This is a genomic window from Coleofasciculus sp. LEGE 07092 (genome assembly GCF_015207375.1).
In the GTDB taxonomy this organism is placed as follows: domain Bacteria; phylum Cyanobacteriota; class Cyanobacteriia; order Cyanobacteriales; family Coleofasciculaceae; genus LEGE-07092.
Map to the genome: position 1 here is coordinate 1 of NZ_JADEWY010000131.1, position 16522 is coordinate 16522.

The following is a 16522-nucleotide window of genomic DNA, read 5'->3' on the forward strand; positions in this document are numbered from 1 at the left end:
GCACGGGGGCAGGGGAGATAAAGAGAAAATTTTCAGACTGAATGTTAATTAAAATATCCCCCATCTCCCCATCTTTCCACTCCCTACTCCCTAATTTGTAGCAATCGGGCAATTTTGTCAAAGAACAAAATTTTCACAAAAAAGAGTCAAAAAACATGGTAAAAGTTATCTGTAGAGCTTTCGATAGTGTTCAGTCAAGTGAAAAACGCTGTTGTCAATCGCCAAGTTCGCGTTTGTTCAAAGTTCATTAGGTGTGAGGATCATCAAACGTTATGTCTACGATGTTCTGGAAGGCTTTAAAAGTCAGTCCGGCACTGCTGGGTGCTTCTTTACTAGTCGCTAGCAGCGGTTATGCTGCTCAGACTGTTCCTAACTCAATAGCAGGGTCTGCTTCTACTGAATCAGCAGTTGAGCTGAAAGAGGAATCATCTGAAACTTCAGTCGCCGAGGGTACTTTAGCAGAGCCAACGTCTTTAGAGTTCAGCCCTAGCGTAAATCTCGCTAACAGCACTCTGGGTGAGGCAACTTTAGCCGCAGACGCCCCGCAAACTTCTGTTAATGGCTTACTAGAAGGTTCTAAACTGACACCTGTAGAGGCTAGCCCCAACTTAAACCTGGCACAAAGCATCCCAGCCGAGCCAGCCCCTGCTAATTCTGGCGGCGAAGTGTTGGAGCAAATTCAAAACTACAGTGGTCAAGACTTAGGTGAAGGTAGTGCTGATGCTCTCGACCAAGTTACCAATGTTAGTCAGTTGCGAGATGTCTCCCCTGGAGATTGGGCGTATGAAGCCCTACGCAGCTTAGTAGAACGTTATGGCTGTATTGCAGGTTATCCCGATGGCACATTCCGGGGCAACCGCGCCATGACCCGTTACGAATTTGCTGCGGGTTTGAATGCTTGCTTGCAGCAGATTGAACGCCTAATTGTTCCTAATGGTCCTGACGGTCCGGAGCCAGAAACCCTGCGGCGGTTGGTTCAGGAGTTTGAAGCGGAACTGGCAACCCTAGGGGCGCGGGTGGATAACCTAGAAGGTCGCGTGGGGTTCTTGGAAGACCATCAGTTCTCTACAACTACCAAGCTGAGAGGGGAAGTAATCTTTGCTCTGGCTGATGCTTGGGGTGATAGTAAAGCTGTTGCTTCTGGCTTACCACAAAGCAATGATGACATTGATGCCAATACTATTCTTGCTGACCGAGTACGTCTGAACTTGGAAACGAGCTTCACAGGTAGAGACCGACTAAGAACTCGTCTGGAAGCTGCTAATATTAGCTCATTTCGAGGGGATTTAACGGGGACTAACATGACCCGTTTGGGATTTGATGGAGGCAGCGGCAACGACGTTGCAATCGATGAGCTTTGGTATCGTTTCCCTCTCGGTGACAACATCCTTGTCCAAATTGATGCAGCTAACGGTGAGTTTCAGGACACCATTCTCGCCGGAGAGGTAGTCAATCCTTTCTTTGATAGTAGTGGTAGTGGTGCTATCTCTCGCTTTGGACGCTTTAATCCCATATACCGTATAGGGGGCGGTGCTGGCGGAACTGTGACGTTCAATTTTAATGAAGCCCTAGGGGTTTCGGTCGGTTACTTTGCTGATGAAGGTAATGATCCAGGAGATGACAGAGGGTTATTCAACGGAAATTATTCTGCCCTAGCTCAATTGGCTTTCACACCGACTGAAAATATCACGCTGGCTGCAACCTATGGACGCTCATACTACCGGGGTGGGAATGTTAATGTTACTGGAAGTACGGGTAGTGGCTTTGCCTCCGATCCCTTCACCGATGATGTAGCTACTGGCGTTAATTCCTATGGGGTAGAAGCAAATGTCCAATTCGGGAGATTTTCCGTCGGAGGTTGGGTTGGTTATCAGGATGCTGAAGCCAAAGCTACTGCCATTGAGGGTTCTGACGCTGAGATTTGGAACTGGGCTGTCAACTTAGCTTTGCTAGACTTGGGTGGCGAAGGCAATCGCTTGGGTGTCGTGTTTGGTATGCCACCTAAGGCGACGGATAATGATGTTGCTGGTCGTGAGGATGATGACACGTCCTACCACTTGGAAGGCTTCTACCGCTATTCTATCGGTGACAATATCGCTATCACTCCTGGCGTGATTGTGATTTTCAACCCAGAGCACAATGATGACAACGACACCATCTATGTAGGAACTCTCCGAACTGTCTTTAGTTTCTAATCGTTTCTGGGCTGAAATGGGCAAGGAGACATCCTTAAATTTCTCCTAGAGAGACAATTCATTCATTTTCTGAGGGACATGGCAAGACCATGCCCCTTTTTTATTTTCTCTAATTAAAGAAATAAAATTTCAAGGCTCTAATTAAGATGATTTCGTTAATTCAATAACATTGTTGCTGATTAACCAGATTGTCACTGTATAAGCTTATGGTCATTTATAAGGTGTGAGGATCATCAGCTATGAGCTCAACAAGGTTCTGGAATGTTCTGAACGTCACTCCTGTTGTGCTAGGAGTTTTTTTATGGGGTGTTAGCAATGCCTGTGCTAAAGAAATTGTTTCCGATCAAATACCGGAGGCTACCTCCAGTTTCAAGTTGAAAGATAGCACTTTGGATGAGAAAGAATTTGATACAAGTAATACTGCTACTGATACGAACCCTGAATTGTTAGATCAAATCCAACGCTACAGCAGTGAGGGTACTACTAATTCCCTCGACCAAGTAACCAATGTGGGGCAACTGCGAGATGTCTCTCCTGGGGACTGGGCGTATGAAGCCTTGCGTAGTTTAGTTGAGCGCTATGGTTGTATTGCCGGGTATCCTGACGGCACGTTCCGGGGTAATCGGGCAATGACTCGTTACGAGTTTGCGGCGGGTTTGAATGCCTGTTTGCAGCAAATCGAGCGCTTGATTGTTCCGGGTAATGATATGAGTTCTGACTTGGAAACTCTGCGGCGGTTGGTTCAAGAGTTTGAAGCAGAACTGGCAACCTTGGGCGCACGGGTTGATAATCTAGAAGGTCGTGTGGCGTTTTTGGAAAACCACCAGTTTTCTACGACTACTAAGCTGAATGGGGAAGCTATTTTTAGCATTGGTGGTGCTTTTGGGGATGAAAAAGCGAATAATAGTGATACCGATGTAGACGATAATATTGTCCTCCAAAATCGGGTACGGTTGGACTTGGATACCAGCTTCACGGGTAAAGATCGCCTGAGAACTCGCTTGGAATCTGGCAATTTTGATACTAACTTCGGGGCAGCAACAGGAACTGACATGGCTCGACTGGGCTATGATAACGGCGAGAGCAATGATCTCAGAGTGGCTGACCTCATTTATCGTTTTCCTCTCGGTGATAAGGTAAGGGTCTGGGTAGGTGCCAATGAGTTTGATTTTGACGACATGGCAGATAAACACAACCCTTTCCTGGAAAATAGTGGGAAGGGTTCGCTGAGTCGCTTTGTTCAACGCAATCCGGCTATATTTCGTAATGGTGGAAGTCAAGGCGCAGGTGCCAATATTCAGTTGAGTGATTCCTTAGGTCTAGATGTGGGTTATTTTACGGGTGATGGTCAAGACCCCACTGACAAGAATGGACTATTCAACGGCGACTTTTCTGCCCTTGCTCAACTGAATGTCGAATTGGGTAGTGCGATTAATGTAGGGTTTGCCTACGGCTATTCCTACTATCCTGGGGAAGATGTCAACCTTTCTGGCAGTACAGGGAGTCTAATTTCTAGGAGACCCTTTGGTGCCGTCGCGACTCAAGCCCATCGCTTTGGCATACAAGGAAGCTGGCGGGTTGCCCCAAAAATTAATTTAGCGGGTTGGGGGGGTTTGTTGCTGGCTGAAGCCAAATCTGGAGCCAGGGATGGTGATAATGCTGAAATCTGGAATTTTGCTGCTAATGTGTCTTTCTTGGATGTGGGCAAAGAGGGTGCTGTATTTTCTTTGGCTGGAGGTATGCCGCCGAAGGCGACCAATGTAGATAATGGTGCTGAAGATGATGCTACTTCCTGGCTAGTGGAGGCTCATTACCGATATCCGATTACGGATAACATCTTGATTACACCGGGAGCCTATGTGATTTTCAATCCCAATCACGACGACAGTAATGATACGGTTTGGGTGGGAGTCATTCGCACGACGTTTAGTTTTTAAAAGTTAGAAGTCAGGTAGGACGTATATCTAAGCAAGATCCCCGACTTCTTGGAGAAGTCGGGGATCTCTGTACCGAAGCGATCGCCTAAACTACAGCTACAACTCCCCAAACAAAACTAACCACAAGGGAATAATCAGCAACAGCATCACGGAAGTCACGACAATACTACTGGCAATTAACTCTCGATCCAGTTCATATTCTTCTGCCAAAATCAAACCTGCAAAAGCAGTTGGCATCCCTGACATCAGTACCAGTGCTAACCGAGATGCTGCTGGAAGCCCCAGAAGCGTCGTCCCAATTCCTACTAATCCTGGCAATGCCACAACTTTTACAAATGCAGGAACTAGGGCAATTTGAAAACTCTGCCACCCCTGAATTTGTCCTAAGCGAATACCCATTAATAGGAAGGCAGTGGGAATGACAACCCATATAGACGCTTGTAGTCCCGACTCAATTGGGGCAGGCAGGACGACAGAACGGGTGAAGGAACCAATGATAAACGCCCACAGCGACGGAACAAAAAAGACATCCCGAATCTGAACCCAGAAGCGATCGCTTTTGCGACTGCCTCCAAAATAGCTGGCAATAAAAACACCCACGCCGTAAGTGCCAACGATATTTTGAGTAATACTGTAAACCACCACCAAACCCAGCGCTTCATCACTCACCAGCAACGGTGCGATCGCTAACCCGATAAAGCCCGTATTTCCCAGCATCGCCGATAGAATAAAACTGCCCTGACGCGATCGCTCCTGTAATTTTTCCTTCGCCTCATTCAGGAATTTACTCTCGAACCAGCGGTTGAGCAGCAACCAACCAATCCAAGCTATCGCCAACCCCACCGTCAACGCAGCTACTGTCACCGCCAGTGCCAAACCCATGCCTTCAGAATACTCTGTTCGCCGGGCTAGGGCTAAAATTTCCAGTGGCACCCCCACCCAATAAAGCGCTCGACCTAACAGCCTGGGTAATCGTTCTGGGACAAAACGAAACAGCAGCAGTCCTAACCCAACCCAGATGAAGAGGGGAGTGTAAGCATAAAACAGAGTTTCAGTCATTTGACCTACAACACCGTCATATTGCTAACAAACCACTGACCCTCTTTCCGTATCAAGTCATACCGAACTCGCAGGTTGTCATCATAAGACTGAGCCTGATTAATCTGACCGGCTTGGTAGAAGCGTGCCTGTTCCCTAACGGCTGCATCTACCCTAGCGCGATCAGGGTTTGAGGGGTTAGTCTGAACAGACGTTACCTTAACTTGGTGTTGGTACTGGTAATGGGAGTTACTTTGCTTGGCAGCTTCGGCACGCTGCCGCCAAACTGCCAGGACAGGACTCGCTAAAATTTGCTCCAACTGCTCCACTTTATGCTCTGAACCCAGTGCTTGGGCTTTCGTTGTCAGCCAGGTTTGGATAACTTGTTGAGCCGTTTCCTCAGTTAGGGGTCCTCCGGGAGCCATAAGTTGGCTACCGGGTTGGGGAATGGGTATGGGAGGTTGGGCAAGCTGTACTAGAGGTTGCTCTCCCTCTAGAGGGGGCCCTGAAAAGTTTTTGTACAGCCAACTCAGGGCACTAATCAGCAGCCAACCGACCAGTCCTACACTCACCAAACCTGCGATTACCAGTAGAATGATGGGTTTAGTTTTTTTCGCCGACTTCGAGCGCTCCGGCAAGCGTTCCAAGTTACCAGGCGGTACGTGCTGCAAGCTACTACCGCTAGCCGATGGTGAGCCTAATTTGCCTTTTGGCTGACGCCCTCGACGTGGAGACTTGGTCGCCCCATCTCCTGGTAAACCTGCTGCTGAGGAGTCCGTTGCTTGGGAGGGTGGCTCGGCAAGCAAACTTTGGGACTGAGACATTCGCTGGGCTGTCGGCAGGGTTGAGACAGTAGCTGTTGAGGAGCGATCGCTCACCGTTCCCAAGGATGCCGCCCGACTTGTTGCAGCAGTGGGTTCTCGTTCCTTTGCCAAAGAGTTGGCAACAGCCGATTCACTGGGGGTTTGCGAGTTTCTAGCACTGACTCCCGCAGGACTGCTGATTCCCCTTGATGCTGTGGCGGCGGCGTAAGCTCTTTTCTGAGATTGCACCTCCCATTGGTTGCTGCTATCTGGGGCTGACTCAGGCAGCTTTTCTAAATACCCCTGCACCTGCTCGTCGGCAAAGTAATCTTTCAACGATGCCTTCTGACTCGCTAAATCTTGGAAGTGGGGAAAGACAGAATCTTGCAGCCAGCGCTCTCCATAGAGGCACAATCCTGGCAACAGGTCAGGTGAACCCTGAGAATGTTCGCGAATGAAGGCTAACGGTTCGTACTCCTGACTCAGTTCTAAAGCGCGACTGGCTTCTTCCGTTTGACCCAACAGCAGCGCACAAACTGACTGTTCGAGATGAACGTCCTGACGCTTGCCCAAGCGCATCAGCATCTGCTTGGCACGGGCGATTAATGCCGGTTGTCGTTGAGCAAAGCCCCGTGCGATTAGGGCATAGACTGCCAGGTAAGTGGCAACGGCTGAGGGGCGACGAGCTTCGGCTTCAAACAAGGTTTGCTGTTGAGCGGCGGTTAGGTAGACTCGCAACTGCTGGATAAAGCGGAGAAAGTCATCAACGCTCAATCCTGACTGGTCGTCACCCGCACCGTCGATACCCCCACGCTCTTGCAGCATATCTTGCAGCAACCGCAAACCGTGGCGTCGCTCGGTAATATTTTCTTCCGGCAGCGCTAATAATTCTAAAATTCGATAAGGACGCAGTTTGTCCAGGTCGGCTTGAATTTCTCCCCGGACTGTGGGAAACAATCCCTCTTGCAGCAGCAATTTTTGACCAATCTCTAAGGAAGAGGCGGCAGTTTCGTACTGAGCTTGCTGCCATTGTTCGCGACCGAGTTCCAAGCAAGCTAGTGCTAGGGTGAGGACGATATCGGGTCGCACCAGTTGTGGATCGCCCAATCGCCCCTTCTCTAAACTAACGCTGTCGCGGCTGCTGATATAGGGTTGCCCTAGTTTGACGACGAGTTCGTATTCGCCAAGTTCTTGCAGAATCAGCAGTGCCCCAACGAATTGTTCGTTTTTAATGTCAATGCTGGGACTATGGGGATCGGCGATGCTACCCGCTTCCGTTGGGTTGGAAACAGCCGATCTAAGTGCTGGTGGCTCTTGGTCGTAGGTTTTGGTTAAGAATGTCGCATCATAAGCCGAGCGCTGTTCGGGTTCTGAGAGAACGGCGTAAGCTTCGTCTAGTAGTTCTTTACGAGCAGCGATCGCCACTTCCGAGTATTCTCGACGCGGCAGTTGCTGGGCGCGATCACGATAGGCTTGGCTAAGCTGTTCTGCCGTAGCCTGAATGGGCAATCCTAAAATCCGGTAGTAATCGAGCGGAATTCGCACGGTTCACTTCCCCAGCGCTTCAACAACTGAATTAATTTAACGTATAGTAGCCAATGGCGTTTTTAAAAAACGTACTGTGGCTATCAATTTCACTTTCCAGGCTCCAACGCTCCCAACTAGAGCCACCCAAATCGATTGGTTTGTCTATCTTTAGTCATTTTAGCAAGGCTAGCCAATTATCACCTTAGGTGGGACAGCTCGATCCGGAGCGAAAAATTCCAGTATAGTGTTGCTGCAAGGATACTACAAAGCAATGGTTCAAGAACGATCATTACCCCACTTTCAAGTTGAGCAAGGTCAAATTTCTAGAGAAGAAGGGTTGCTGGTGTACGAGGATATGGTCTTGGGGCGCTTGTTTGAGGATAAGTGTGCCGAGATGTACTATCGTGGCAAAATGTTTGGTTTTGTTCACCTTTATAATGGACAAGAAGCGGTTTCGAGCGGCGTCATTAAAGCATTGCGTCCCCAGGAAGATTACGTGTGCAGCACCTATCGCGATCATGTCCATGCTTTAAGTGCGGGAGTGCCAGCACGGGAAGTAATGGCAGAACTATTTGGCAAAGCCACCGGCTGTAGTAAAGGGCGTGGTGGTTCGATGCATATGTTTTCCTCTGAACATCATCTGCTTGGGGGTTATGCCTTTGTAGCAGAGGGAATTCCAGTGGCAACGGGGGCAGCCTTTACCTCCAAGTACCACCGCGAGGCGTTGGGTGATGCCAGCGCCGATCAAGTCAGTGCCTGTTTTTTTGGCGACGGTGCCTGCAATAACGGTCAGTTTTTTGAATGCTTGAATATGGCAGCGTTATGGAAACTGCCCATTCTTTACGTGGTTGAGAACAATAAATGGGCAATCGGCATGGCTCACGAGCGAGCAACGTCTCAACCGGAAATTTATAAGAAAGCTAGTGTATTTGGCATGGCTGGAGTTGAAGTGGATGGCATGGATGTGCTGGCAGTCAGAGCTGTAGCACAAGAAGCAATTGCTCGCGCTCGTGCTGGAGAAGGTCCCACTTTAATTGAAGCCCTCACTTACCGCTTCCGAGGTCATTCCCTTGCCGATCCTGACGAACTGCGAACTAAAGAAGAAAAAGAATTTTGGCTGACTCGCGACCCGATTAAAAAGCTCGCCGCCTACCTGATCGAGCAAAATCTAGTAGATTCTGAAGAACTCAAAGCGATCGACCACAAAATTCAGGAAGTGATCGATGAGGCAGTCCAATTTGCACAAACCAGTCCCGAACCTGAACCTGGTGAGCTTTATCGCTATATTTTTGCTGAGGATTAGATTGTGATTTGTGGTGGACTTAACTGGCAAATTTTCTAGGGCAGCGTGGCGGAAATAATTATTCAGTTAAAAAGCTGACTGTACAGGTTTTTTTCCCTGGAGCCTTCAGCATAGCTGCCTCCGGTCTTCTTGCAATAGTCGAGTTTTTTGCTATGGGCTTTAGGCTATCTATGTTTAGCTTGGAGCCTATTGCTTGTTACCTACTACCCCACAAGCAATACCTACCTCAATGTCAGGTTGAATGGTCATTGGTCAGTCGTCTTTTGCAAGAGGCAAGAGGGTATCAGGCAACAAACGCCGAATCGAACCTCTGCCTCTCACCCAATCTATCTCTCTTCTGCTTGAGACTCATGACAAATGCCAACCAACCATGGACTGTAACAGACGTTAAACGAAGCACGATCAACCGATTCGAGTTCAGGGTTTAAACCTGCTGGCTGACTGGTGGGCGAAATTCAGACGGCTGAATTTGATATTTCACCAGATTGCCCAGATCTTGTAATTGGCTGATTGCCTCAGCACCTTCTAGCTTCATCAGTTCGCGATCGTCCCGCATTTCGGTCCAAGTAATGCCATAGTCTGACACTAAAAAGCGAATCAGATGATTGTCCCCAAGGCTAACCATGAACGAAGCACTGTTCATTTGGCTGCCACAGGTATAGCAAGAAGCAAGATAGCCTCGATTTTCGAGAACGATTGCCAAGGCTTGAAGGTTCATGACCAAGTCTTGGACAAATTGACGGTGTTGCTCAGCAAGTCGTATAAACACGTTGGTACTCCAAACACCACTCTGTAGATTAACTATTAAAAATTTTATACTTTCTTAAAAATTTAGACTTCCTCACTTGTTTAAACTTTCTTAACATATGGACAAATTGGACAACTTAGCTGAGGTTCTATCTGAAGACAGACAGGTCAATTCAGACCAGCCAGTTAACCTCTCAGGCTTCTTAGGTTAATCGAGTAGTATAACCTGGATTTACCTAACGTGAGTCTATGGCGATCGCAGATTAGTGCAACCCCAACAGCAGCCCACAACGGCAGATACAGGACGTTAACTCAGTTCCCACCAACCCAATGCTGGTCCAATCAACCGAATTGTCAGCCACCAAACCGCTAGAAAGCCTATCCCAATCCAAGCACCCCTAGTCGTCCATTTGACGAACTGCTCACCCTGACTTTTCGTAACTGGAAGCCAAGGAACCATTCTAGCCTCTTGTCCGTACTTCTCTCCGAGTGCCGCTTTACGGCGTTTAGCTTCACCCATAATTAGTTTCCTTAACTAAATGAATTCAATCTTAGCGCTAGTAGTAGGATTTCGGGGGACATTGTTTACGAAATGACAAGTAATGATGATTATTAATTAATAATCGCCTCCTAAAAGTTAGAAATTATGCTTCTTAGAGCAGTTAATAACTATATCTTATAAAAAGTAATATTTCTATATGTAGTTTTTTATGTTAGATTTAAGGTTTGCACGAATCCTTCACAAAGTGCCATTAAATTGAGGAAAATAGCAAATAATTTAGTTTTGAGCAACGAATAAACAGTTCGATGGCGATTAGCTTGAATTGTTGGCTAGAATCGGACGCGATGGTGGTTTTTTTGAGGAGTGAGAATATTGTGAAAACCCGTGGAAATTTTGAGAGAAAGGCGTCTTCAGCCTTGCTATTTGCCACCCTAGGTTGCTTGGTAGCTAACGTTTCATCCGCTCAAGCTGCAACCGTTGAATCATTATCCCCAGAATTTCCTGCATCCACCGATTTATCAACGGTAACTCAGACATCAGAGATAGCAGCCGCTACCCATCAGGCAACTGTAGCCACATTGACCCATGCCGTAAGTGAGTCCGCGATTCCCCATGCCGATAGTGACACTGGGGTTGATGCCAGTCAACAGACAGCTCAGGAATTAGCCACCCTCACGCCAACGGATTCCGCAATCGAGTTGGCAAGCCCCCTCAGCGATTTGGAAATTAGCCCTACCTCAACTGATGGTTTTCAAGAAACCAACATTGAGGAGTTGAGAGAGCCTGAATATCTTCAGGTGCAAAGCCTACCAGAGGACTTAGAAATCAGTGACCCTAACTCTATCGAGTCTATTGTCCAAGACCCTCTACAGACAGAGACGATGGATGACCCGATGGGTCAAGTGACAAATGTTTCCCAGTTGAGAGATGTGTCTCCTGGGGATTGGGCTTATGAGGCATTGCGATCGCTCGTAGAACGCTACGGTTGTATCGCTGGGTATCCTGATGGTACATTCCGAGGCAATCGGGCAATGACTCGGTATGAATTTGCAGCAGGTTTGAATGCCTGTTTGCAGCAAATCGATCGATTGCTCGTCAGTCGCCCAGATTTACCGACAACAGATTTAGAATCGTTACGGCGGCTGGTTCAAGAATTTGAAGCCGAAATCGCCACCCTAGGAGGACGGGTCGATAACTTAGAAGGTCGGGTAGGATTTCTGGAAGACAATCAGTTTTCCACCACCACCAAGCTGTTTGGACAGGCGATTTTTGGACTCCAAGGGCGCACGCAAGACAATGAATTTTCCCTCGCGGGGAACCGATTTGTAGACCGGGACACCAATATTACCTTGATTGATAACGTCCAGTTGAGCTTGTTCACTCAACTGAGTCCTCGCAGCCTCTTGTTAACCAGTTTCCAAGCAGGCAACGGTAATACCAGTCCTACGTTTAGTGACACATTGGGTAACTACGTGCGTTTGGGCTACGAAGGGGACAACGATAACGACTTAGTACTCAGTGACCTTAGCTATCGCCAGCTCCTTGGCAGCAATTTTGCCTTTATTGTCGGACCCGAAGGCGTCAACCCCGTTAACGTATTCCGGGGGGTCAATCGCATTGAAAGTGCAGGTTCGGGTCCCCTATCCAGCTTTGCCCAGCGCAACCCCATTATCAACGTTGGCAATGGTAGCGGTGGTGTCGGCTTTGACTGGCAAGTAGCAACTCGTCTTAGTTTGCAGGCTGTTTATTCAGCCAGCACACCAGCAAACACAGCTAACGGCATATTCGGCGGCGAAAATGGTGAAACCTCAGCCGGGGTTCAGTTAGTTGCTTCGCCTACCGATAACATTGATGTCTCGCTCCAATACATCAATGCCTATTCTCCTTTTGGGCGATTGGGTACGGGTGTGGGAGATGATCAAGTAGCATTACGGGGTATCAATGGCAGAGCGCCAATTAGTACCAATGCCTTCGGTGCGGGCTTAGAATGGCGAGTTACACCCCGCGTTACGTTTGGAGGATGGGCAGGTTATACCATTTCTGATTTCAAAGCCGATTCGGGAGATGTTGAAACCCTAAACTGGATGGCGTTCCTCAATTTCCCCGACTTATTTGGTGAAGGGAATTTAGGGGGTATATATGTGGGTCAACCTCCCCGGATTACTAGCAGTGACCTGCCAAACGGCAGAAACGTCCCTAGCTTTTTGAGCTCAGGAGACTTTGCTGCTGGAGAGGGAGATCAACCGGGGACGACGACTCATGTAGAGGCGTTCTATCGGTTCCGGGTTGCAGATAACATTAGCATTACTCCCGGCGTCATTGTGATCTTCAATCCGCTTCACAACGACGACAATGACACGATTACGATTGGTGCTATCCGTACTACGTTTACGTTCTAAGCGGTAAAGAAGCTGTAGGTTATGGGGGGGCTAAGGGGGGTAAACCAAGAGGTAGGGGCAAGATGTGAGGTGCGCTGCATATATCCTTTCCCTCCCCGTCTATGAAGTTCTGGTAAAGATGCCCTGTAAAGGGAACTATGTTTGCAGACAAGAGCGTCTTTGTTTTGAGACAGGCTAGGTAAATTTCTGGAAATCTATCTAGTCTGACCTAAAGGAGTACTCCTGGCAAGACAGTCCTCAGGGTACTTTATCCCCCTCTTCTTCATGAATACTTCGCGATCTGACTCTGTTCAGGAATAAATCTGAACCGACCAATAATTTTCAGATAGGTCTCGAAGTTAGGAAGATACCTCCGTTTATTTCGTTCATTCACTGATGGAGTCTTAAGATGAGTCTGAAATCACTTCGCTACCTCGTTAGTTTAGGCGTTATTGGTAGCTTGGCTTTAGTCGTTGCCCCTGCTGCTAAGGCAGATATTAAAGTGACAGGGGGTAATGCCAGTGGTCAAGGGGCATTTTTTGTGCCAACACAGGATGCTGCTGGTAACGTCACGCTGTTTGATGTTAATGTTCAGCAAATCACGATTGAAAGCTCTAATGGGACGACTAGTAATTCCCAATTTGTGCCAAATGGTGTTCGCTTTAATGACACCAATATGAGTGGCACCCCTGATGAGGGGGATGAGTTTTTCCTGAAGGGGGGACTCTCAGGGATAGCTTTTACTCAAAATGGTCAGTTAGTGACGTTTACAAATAGAGAGACCCTTCTCCAAGCTAATCTTGATTCCTTTACTGAAGCTTTCAATGTCAGCGGGTCACTGATTTCCCCAGAGACAGTCGGGGATGCCTTACCCGTTTTCTTGCCCGGTTTGACCGACGTAACGGTGACAACTAACGGGTTTGAGGCTACAGGTGGTAAATTGCAAATTGGTGACTACGAAGCTACCCTGGCTAATGGTGTCATTGATCTCGATTCGACGTTGAAATTCATGGAATCCACTAGTGGCGGCGGATCTTCTGCTGGTGCTTCCAGTAATATGATCACGCAGCGCGTCAAGTTCAAGTTTGAAGGGGAAGACTTACCCGGAGATAGTTACTTCTTTGATGCTGCTAATGGTCAGATTCGCTTCGTGGGTAACGCTAATCAAAAATTCGAGATCCAAACGGTTAGCAACTCTGGGACACAAGATATTAAATTTAAGATCAAGGGTGAGGGCGGTATTGTTGATGCCACCTTGGATGCAGCAGGCGCGGTTGCTGTAATTGATGATAGCGAAACACTAGACCGCTTCGAGTTTAAAGGCAAAGATGAGGGAGAAGTTAGTGGTTTTACATCCCTATTTAGCGAAAATGGTCTAGGTTTCACTAGCGTTGGAGGGGAAGGAAAAACCAAGTATAAATTTGAACAAGGCGGCACCAACATCGAAGGCGAAACGGATAGCATCACCTTCCGTGCCTATGCTGGGGTAACTGATATCGACGATATCGATACCGATTTCACTGATGACGATTCTGACTTTGACTACACGAATCCTAGCGATGGGGATGACGATGACGGCGGTCCTGTGACGTGTAATGTCTGCTTGAATCAGCCCCTTAACTTCAACAACACCATCACGATTGGTAGCACAACCATTACCAATATTAGTAACAACAACACCATTAACCTCCAGTTTACGGGTGGTGGAGCTGGTGCTGGTGCTGGTGGTGGATCTGGTGCTGGCGCTGGTGCTGGTGCTGGTGCTGGTGCTGGTGCTGGTGCTGGTGCTGGTGCTGGTGCTGGTGCTGGTGCTGGTGCAGGCGCTGGCGCTGGTGCTGGCGCAGGTGCTGGTGCTGGTGCTGGCGCAGGTGCTGGTGCTGGTGCAGGTGGTTCAGTGGTAGGTGGTTATAAGTTAGTTGGACCTAGCAGTCGGTGCTTCCCTGGCTTGGTGGGTATGCGCCAGCTTTCCGATGAGGAACTCGCTAGTATCGATACGAGTGACGATACTGCAATGAACGACAACACCACTGTTAGTGATGACGACATGGGTGATAACACCACTGTTAGTGATGACGACATGGGTGATAACACCACTGTTAGTGATGACGACATGGGTGATGACGACATGGGCGATGACGACATGGGTGATAACACCACTGTTAGTGATGACGACATGGGTGATGACGACATGGGCGATGACGACATGGGCGATGACAACTAAGCCTGCAATCATCTGAATCATCCCATCAACCAAGGGATTGGCAATAAAAGGAGCAAACTCTGGTAATTGCCAATCCTATGCAAGCAGCAACAGCGAAATCTGCCGATACTTGGTTTCAGACTAGTTCGTTAACTAGCGATATCACCGAAAACCCCGCTCTCTAATCAACAGGAGTGGGGTTTTCTCAATTCCCTATTCCCCATTCCCCATTCCCCATTGTCAGGACTTAACCAAAACCCACTGGATCAGGCAAACTAGAGTAAGTACTCAATACCTCTTCACAAAATCTAAAACGACAAATAACTCATGCCCTGGCCCTTTAAGCCCAAGTCTCGAAAGAAAATTGCTCGAATTGAAATTACTGGTGCGATCGCTAGCAGCACCCGCAAGCGAGTGCTTGACGCCCTAAAAACAGTAGAAGAAAAGAAATTTCCGGCTCTACTCCTGCGAATCGACAGTCCTGGTGGCACGGTTGGCGATTCCCAAGAAATCTACAGCGCCCTGATGCGCCTGCGAGAGAAAGTGAAAATTATTGCCAGTTTTGGCAATATCTCGGCATCTGGAGGAGTTTACATTGGCATGGGTGCCGAACATATTGTGGCAAACCCTGGTACAATCACGGGAAGTATTGGCGTTATTCTGCGGGGAAATAACTTAGAGCGCTTATTAGAAAAAGTTGGCGTTTCCTTCAAAGTTATTAAGTCGGGTCCCTACAAAGATATTTTGGCATTTGATCGAGAACTGACCGAACCCGAACAGAACATCCTCCAAGAGATGATTGATATCAGTTACCAGCAGTTCGTGCAAACAGTTGCCGAGGGTCGTAATTTGGCAGTCGAAACGGTGCGCAGCTTTGCTGATGGTCGAATTTTTACGGGTCAGCAAGCCTTGGAATTGGGAGTTGTTGACCGACTGGGTACGGAGGAAGATGCCCGCCGCTGGGCGGCAGAACTGGCAGGTCTTGACCCCGAAAAAACCAAATGCGAAACCATTGAGGAACCGAAGCCCTTCTGGAGCCGACTGCTACCGGGTAGCAGTCGTCAGGTAGCATCAGGGCTATCGGCGGGAATCGATTGGTTAGAATTTGAACTGTCTACCAACGGTCAGCCACTCTGGTTGTATAGACCCTAGCCTAGAACAGGACGGGGCAAAAGAAAAGTGACTCCCTCTTTGAAGGCAGGGTAACTCCTAGAGGAGAAGAGATATTTAACGGGTCAGTTATCTCTGCCATGCTGCACTAGTACAGCGTGGCAGAGATAATTTACCCGTTAATGTAAGATAAACTTTAAATTTTAGAGCTTAGATTAAGATTCTCGCATAAAAAATCAATCATCAAAAATCGAAAATAGTAATCTGGAGGGTTATTAAGTGGTGCAGTGGCGAGTTCGGGCTATTCGTGGAGCGACAACTGCTTCAGAAAATACGGTTGAGGCTATCCGAGAAGCCATGATGGAGTTGCTCGATGAGCTGGAGGCTTACAATCAGATTGACCACGAAGAGATTATTAGTGCTATCTTTACAACCACGCGAGATTTAGATGCGATCTTCCCGGCGGCGATCGCTCGAGAGCGTCCTCTGTGGGATAATGTTGCCCTACTGGATGTCCAGCAGATGCACGTAGAAGGTAGCTTGGAACGTTGTATCCGGTTTTTAATCCACATTAATACCCCCGTTTCACAAACTCAGATTTACCATCCCTATCTGCGTCAAGCCAAAAATTTAAGACCAGATTGGAGTTTAGCTCAAATTAGTTGACCTGTTTCCCCTGCTGTACAATCTCATCGCCGATAAGGACGGCACGGCTATAGCATTTCTGTATCTGGTGAAGTACAAAGGGTTTGGTTTCAGGGAGTAGGGAGTAGGGAATGGGG

General features: G+C 48.0%; 11 protein-coding genes. 7 read left to right on the top strand and 4 right to left on the bottom strand.

The genetic code is table 11. The annotated features are described in order from the left end of the window. Positions 1 to 272: 272 nt before the first annotated feature. Together IQ257_RS24235 and IQ257_RS24240 are read left to right on the top strand one after the other, a co-directional pair. Positions 273 to 2195, top strand: a complete 1923-nt coding sequence (locus tag IQ257_RS24235) for an iron uptake porin (RefSeq protein WP_193878673.1) — start codon at positions 273 to 275, stop codon at positions 2193 to 2195. Between the two features lie 239 nt (positions 2196 to 2434). Further along, entirely contained in the window at positions 2435 to 4132 is a 1698-nt protein-coding gene (locus IQ257_RS24240; RefSeq protein ID WP_193878671.1) for an iron uptake porin, read from the top strand. A 96-nt stretch (positions 4133 to 4228) separates the two neighbouring features. On the opposite strand, the gene IQ257_RS24245 is transcribed toward IQ257_RS24240, so the two are convergent. Together IQ257_RS24245 and IQ257_RS24250 are read right to left on the bottom strand one after the other, a co-directional pair. Further along, on the bottom strand, positions 4229 to 5191 hold the full coding sequence (locus IQ257_RS24245) for an AEC family transporter (protein ID WP_193878669.1): 963 nt from the start codon (positions 5189 to 5191) through the stop codon (positions 4229 to 4231). Between the two features lie 5 nt (positions 5192 to 5196). Continuing rightward, on the bottom strand, positions 5197 to 7518 hold the full coding sequence (locus tag IQ257_RS24250; RefSeq protein ID WP_193878667.1) for an IMS domain-containing protein: 2322 nt from the start codon (positions 7516 to 7518) through the stop codon (positions 5197 to 5199). A 253-nt stretch (positions 7519 to 7771) separates the two neighbouring features. Here IQ257_RS24250 and pdhA point away from each other — a divergent pair, with 253 nt between their 5' ends. Next, a complete protein-coding gene (pdhA, locus tag IQ257_RS24255) occupies positions 7772 to 8803 on the top strand; it encodes a pyruvate dehydrogenase (acetyl-transferring) E1 component subunit alpha (protein ID WP_193878665.1) in 1032 nt (343 codons plus the stop codon). Positions 8804 to 9227: 424 nt separating this feature from the next. On the opposite strand, the gene IQ257_RS24260 is transcribed toward pdhA, so the two are convergent. Continuing rightward, positions 9228 to 9572, bottom strand: a complete 345-nt coding sequence (locus IQ257_RS24260) for a DUF1815 family protein (protein WP_193878663.1) — start codon at positions 9570 to 9572, stop codon at positions 9228 to 9230. A 285-nt stretch (positions 9573 to 9857) separates the two neighbouring features. Then, a complete protein-coding gene (locus IQ257_RS24265) occupies positions 9858 to 10070 on the bottom strand; it encodes a DUF2839 domain-containing protein (protein ID WP_193878661.1) in 213 nt (70 codons plus the stop codon). Positions 10071 to 10426: 356 nt separating this feature from the next. Between IQ257_RS24265 and IQ257_RS24270 the strand changes: the two genes are divergently transcribed. The 4 genes from IQ257_RS24270 to aroH all read left to right on the top strand — a co-directional run bounded on the left by IQ257_RS24270 (position 10427) and on the right by aroH (position 16406). Then, positions 10427 to 12451 (top strand): iron uptake porin, encoded by a 2025-nt coding sequence (locus IQ257_RS24270; protein WP_322744455.1) that lies wholly within the window; start codon positions 10427 to 10429, stop codon positions 12449 to 12451. A 388-nt stretch (positions 12452 to 12839) separates the two neighbouring features. Then, complete coding sequence (locus IQ257_RS24275) at positions 12840 to 14651, top strand: hypothetical protein (protein WP_193933278.1); 1812 nt, start codon at positions 12840 to 12842, stop codon at positions 14649 to 14651. Between the two features lie 306 nt (positions 14652 to 14957). Beyond that, positions 14958 to 15782, top strand: a complete 825-nt coding sequence (sppA, locus tag IQ257_RS24280) for a signal peptide peptidase SppA (RefSeq protein ID WP_193878657.1) — start codon at positions 14958 to 14960, stop codon at positions 15780 to 15782. Between the two features lie 240 nt (positions 15783 to 16022). Next, complete coding sequence (gene aroH / locus IQ257_RS24285) at positions 16023 to 16406, top strand: chorismate mutase (protein ID WP_193878676.1); 384 nt, start codon at positions 16023 to 16025, stop codon at positions 16404 to 16406. Positions 16407 to 16522 lie beyond the last annotated feature (116 nt).

Coding starts and splice junctions, on each gene's coding strand:
- IQ257_RS24275 (WP_193933278.1), top strand. CDS start 12,840: ATGAGTCTGAAATCACTTCGCTACCTCGTTAGTTTAGGCGTTATTGGT.
- pdhA (WP_193878665.1), top strand. CDS start 7,772: ATGGTTCAAGAACGATCATTACCCCACTTTCAAGTTGAGCAAGGTCAA.
- IQ257_RS24265 (WP_193878661.1), bottom strand. CDS start 10,070: ATGGGTGAAGCTAAACGCCGTAAAGCGGCACTCGGAGAGAAGTACGGA.
- sppA (WP_193878657.1), top strand. CDS start 14,958: ATGCCCTGGCCCTTTAAGCCCAAGTCTCGAAAGAAAATTGCTCGAATT.
- IQ257_RS24240 (WP_193878671.1), top strand. CDS start 2,435: ATGAGCTCAACAAGGTTCTGGAATGTTCTGAACGTCACTCCTGTTGTG.
- IQ257_RS24235 (WP_193878673.1), top strand. CDS start 273: ATGTCTACGATGTTCTGGAAGGCTTTAAAAGTCAGTCCGGCACTGCTG.
- IQ257_RS24245 (WP_193878669.1), bottom strand. CDS start 5,191: ATGACTGAAACTCTGTTTTATGCTTACACTCCCCTCTTCATCTGGGTT.